Annotated in this window: 4 protein-coding genes; all 4 read left to right on the top strand. The window is 63.4% G+C overall.

Going from position 1 to position 3,502, the window contains the following annotated elements:
- Window positions 1-121: 121 nt before the first annotated feature.
- The 4 genes from BACI9J_RS23315 (at window position 122) to BACI9J_RS23300 (ending at window position 3,302) form a co-directional block, all read left to right on the top strand.
- Window positions 122-1,135: a DUF4192 domain-containing protein gene (locus BACI9J_RS23315; protein ID WP_159736714.1), complete on the top strand. Its 1,014-nt coding sequence runs from the start codon at window positions 122-124 to the stop codon at window positions 1,133-1,135.
- Window positions 1,136-1,334: 199 nt separating this feature from the next.
- Complete coding sequence (locus BACI9J_RS23310; RefSeq protein WP_159736713.1) at window positions 1,335-1,484, top strand: hypothetical protein; 150 nt, start codon at window positions 1,335-1,337, stop codon at window positions 1,482-1,484.
- Window positions 1,485-2,011: 527 nt separating this feature from the next.
- Entirely contained in the window at window positions 2,012-2,920 is a 909-nt protein-coding gene (dprA, locus tag BACI9J_RS23305) for a DNA-processing protein DprA (RefSeq protein WP_159736712.1), read from the top strand.
- Window positions 2,921-2,981: 61 nt separating this feature from the next.
- Complete coding sequence (locus BACI9J_RS23300) at window positions 2,982-3,302, top strand: hypothetical protein (protein WP_159736711.1); 321 nt, start codon at window positions 2,982-2,984, stop codon at window positions 3,300-3,302.
- Window positions 3,303-3,502 lie beyond the last annotated feature (200 nt).

The following is a 3,502-nucleotide window of genomic DNA, read 5'->3' as shown; positions in this document are numbered from 1 at the left end:
GCTCCGCTGGCCGCCAAGCAAGCAAGCTTGCCAGCAACCAAAAAACAACGGGGGAGGAAAGAAAGTAGCTGGCCGGGTCACACCGCTCCCTCACCAATCCTCTGCAAAGGACACAAAACCAATGAACGATCCCATCAACATCAGCACCCCGGCCGACATCCTGGCCTACGTCCCCCACATGCTGGGCGAGACCCCCAAGGAATCCTTTGTCCTGATCACGATGCAGGGCAACGCACTTGGCGCCACGCTGCGCCTTGATGCCCCGCTCTGCTTCGAACCCAAGGCGTTCGCCCAAACCGTCGTCAGCTACGCGACAGCCGACGAAGCGGCAACCGGGACCCTGCTGGTCATCTACACCGACGAGAACACCACGGCCGAACCCCGCCCGTTCTCCGAGCACGTTCAGGCGTTGCGTACCGAGTTGGAGACAGCGCGGATGCCCCTGAGAGACGCATGGATGGTGACCTCAGAAGTGTGGAGCAACTACTTGTGCACCGACAGCGCTTGCTGCACCGAGCGGTCACTGGACGAGATCACCAACAGCACAGGCAACGCCGCCTTCATCTACCGGGGAAGCAACGTCACCGGGTTCACCGCCCCTGAGCCGTTCACCGGCGAGGATGCAGCACGCGAGACGATCGCCGCGCACAAGCCCGACGGATGGCCCGAGGACACCGAAGCCAGCCGCATGCAATGGGCTGAACTTCTTGAAAACCCCAAAGGACTCACCCACGAGGCCGCGCTGGAACTGGCAGGAGCGTTGCAGCACCCCATCACCCGGGATTACTTGATGGCGGACATCATCACCAACGCCCCGGATCAGTTCACCTCCGTGATGCTGGGTGTGTTCGTTGCCCGTCCTGACTGGAACCGGGTGGACACGGCCCAGGAACTTGTCTTCGAGCTGATGAAAGTCACCCCCGAAGGACAACGCGCCCCGATGCTGAGCGTGATCGGCTGGACGGAATGGCTCAAAGGAAAGTCCAGCTTCGCGGGACGGTACTTCAAGCTCGCATTGGAGGACGTCGAGGGTTACCGGTTCGCTGAACTCATGACAGAGCTAGTCGGCCGCGGCTTGATGGCTGACTGCGTGCGTGATCCGAAGAAGGCCTATGCCCGCAAGATAGGCCGCTAATCGGATGAGGCCGGACCCCACACCAAGGGTCCGGCCTTACCCATCGGGATCTCGCCCAGGTGCGCGCGGCCTCCCCCGCTCCGCTCCGCCGGCCGCGATGACGCTGCCGCGGGCGTAGCCACTTTCCAGTGAAACCGCAGGAACAGCCGATACGGTGAAAGGACAAAGCAGTCCAACACCCGAAGGCAGGAAACCCTCCGTGGCCGAATTCCGCATGACCGATGCAGACACCATTACCCCCGACGCAAGCCCGGCCGAAGACGTCCTGGAATTGCGCCTACTCACAGCCGGACCCATCACCGGACCCGTCGACCGGCCCCTGGAAGACCACCGCCTAGACGAGCTGTAAAACACGGCAGCAACCGAGCTGCCACCACAAATTTCTTTTGCAGAGAAAACAGAAAGAGCCGGCACCCACGTGCCGGCTCTTTCGCCTTCCAGGCCCGCATGACCCTGATCCCTTGGGCACCAGGGAGAGGCATGCTCGCAGGGCTCGCACCCCTTTGGGCGTCCACTTCGCTTCGCTCCGTGGCCGGCTGTTGGGCCCGGTCCCGACGTCGCAGAGCTCCGCCGCGCCCGGCCCTGTTGTGTCTACGACGTTTTTTGGCTGCTGTCCTTCGGATTCTATGTGTCCGCTCCACCCCGTCTAGCCCCTCCGCAGGCTCCGGGGCCTGCGGTCCGAAAATTCTTTAGCCAGGGATCCTCGCTAGCTCGGATCCCGCAAGATTTTTCTGCCCTTGCCCAAGGGTAGACAGGCCTCCGTCGGCCACAGCTCCGCAAGCTTCGCCAGCAGCCAAAAAACAACGGGGGAGGAAAGAAAGTAGCTGGCCGGGTCACACCGCTCCCTCACCAATCCTCTGCAAAGGACACAAAACCATGAACGACCGCATTGCACGCGCCGCCCTGACTCGCCTGTTCGATTCCCAGGACTCCACTGGCCGGGCACTTGTCCACGCCTTGGGCGCCTACGCGGCCCTGAGAGTAGCAACCGGAGCCCAACCGCCCCACACCTTCCGCCACATCGGCGAAGAGGAATTGAACGAAGGGCTGCGCCGCTGGGCGCAGCGGATCCCTGACGTGGACGCAGAAAGGGATCTTGCCACCATCGAACGACTGGGCGGAGGTTTCCTTATCCCCGGTGACGAACACTGGCCCATCGGCCTCGATGATCTGCCTGATGCCCCGTATGGGCTTTGGTACGTCGGGAACATCAGCCAGGGGATCCCCGCGGTACAGCGCGCGGCAGCGTTGACCGGTTCCCGCGATTCCACCAGCTACGGCGCAGCTGTCACCGGTGAGATGGCCCATGGACTGGCCCAGCGTGGAATCTGCATTGTCTCCGGCCTGGCCTACGGCATCGACGCGCACGCCCACCGTGGCGCGCTTGCTGGCTTTACCGGCACCGGACCGGCGACCATCGCGGTTGCAGCCGGAGGCCTCGACCGGGTTTACCCGTCCGGTAACGCGGACCTCGCGGCCGCGATCAGGGCCAACGGTTTGGTCGTCTCCGAGCAGCCCCCGGGAAACGCGCCTACGCGTTACCGCTTTTTGCAGCGGAACCGCATCATTGCCGCCCTCGCCGGGGTTACCTGTGTTGTCGAAGCCCGGTGGCGTTCCGGCGCGCTGAACGCCGCGCACCACGCCGAAACCATTGCCCGGCACGTTGCGGCAGTACCCGGAAGCGTGCACAGCGCGAACTCGGCAGGCTGCCACAGGCTCCTGAAAGAAGGCACAGCTGCACTGGTTTCCGACGCCGCAGAACTGGCCGAACTACTCGCCAGCTAGACCCCCTGGTGGCCGGGACGCTCGTCCCGGCCACCACCCCATTCGTAAAGGAGACAGAATCATGACTGAAAGCCCCGAAACCCGACAGACCGCCGAAGAGATCGAATGGTTTCCCGCGCGTGACCTGGTGGACGCGATGAAAGCCGAAGGCCTGGAACTTCACGTCGAACAAACCGGCGGAGGCACCGCCACCTTTTTCCTTCAGAGCGAAGGCAACCACACCTTCACGGTTGGCCCCGGATCATTCAACTGGAAGAACCCCCCCTGGATTCCAAGTTCACCACCGCTGAGCTCTACTACGGCCCGGACCACTACGACGACGACGAACCGGTGGAGTTCTCCGCCGATGAAGAGAAAACCATTACGCCGGGAACACCGATAGCTGATATCGCTCACGAAATCGCCGTGAACTTCCGCCGATTCAACACCCGCCCGACCGACAGCGCCACGTAAGCAGGGTGGGCCGTTCGCCTTTCGTGGGCGGGCGGTCCGCCGCAAGTGGCCGGCTCGTGGGTGGTTGCCGGCGACGGACCGCCGTTCCCGCCCAAGGGCCGGCACTACTCACCTGGTGCGGGCGGCAAG

This window comes from Arthrobacter sp. 9V, from assembly GCF_902506065.1.
Classification (GTDB): Bacteria; Actinomycetota; Actinomycetes; order Actinomycetales; family Micrococcaceae; genus Arthrobacter.
The sequence above is the reverse complement of the archived record's forward strand: the minus strand, read 5'-3'. Positions and strand labels throughout refer to the sequence as shown.

What these genes read in the sequence shown, in the direction of transcription:
- BACI9J_RS23315 (WP_159736714.1), top strand. Translation starts at nt 122, where the DNA reads ATGAACGATCCCATCAACATCAGCACCCCGGCCGACATCCTGGCCTAC.
- dprA (WP_159736712.1), top strand. Translation starts at nt 2,012, where the DNA reads ATGAACGACCGCATTGCACGCGCCGCCCTGACTCGCCTGTTCGATTCC.
- BACI9J_RS23300 (WP_159736711.1), top strand. Translation starts at nt 2,982, where the DNA reads ATGACTGAAAGCCCCGAAACCCGACAGACCGCCGAAGAGATCGAATGG.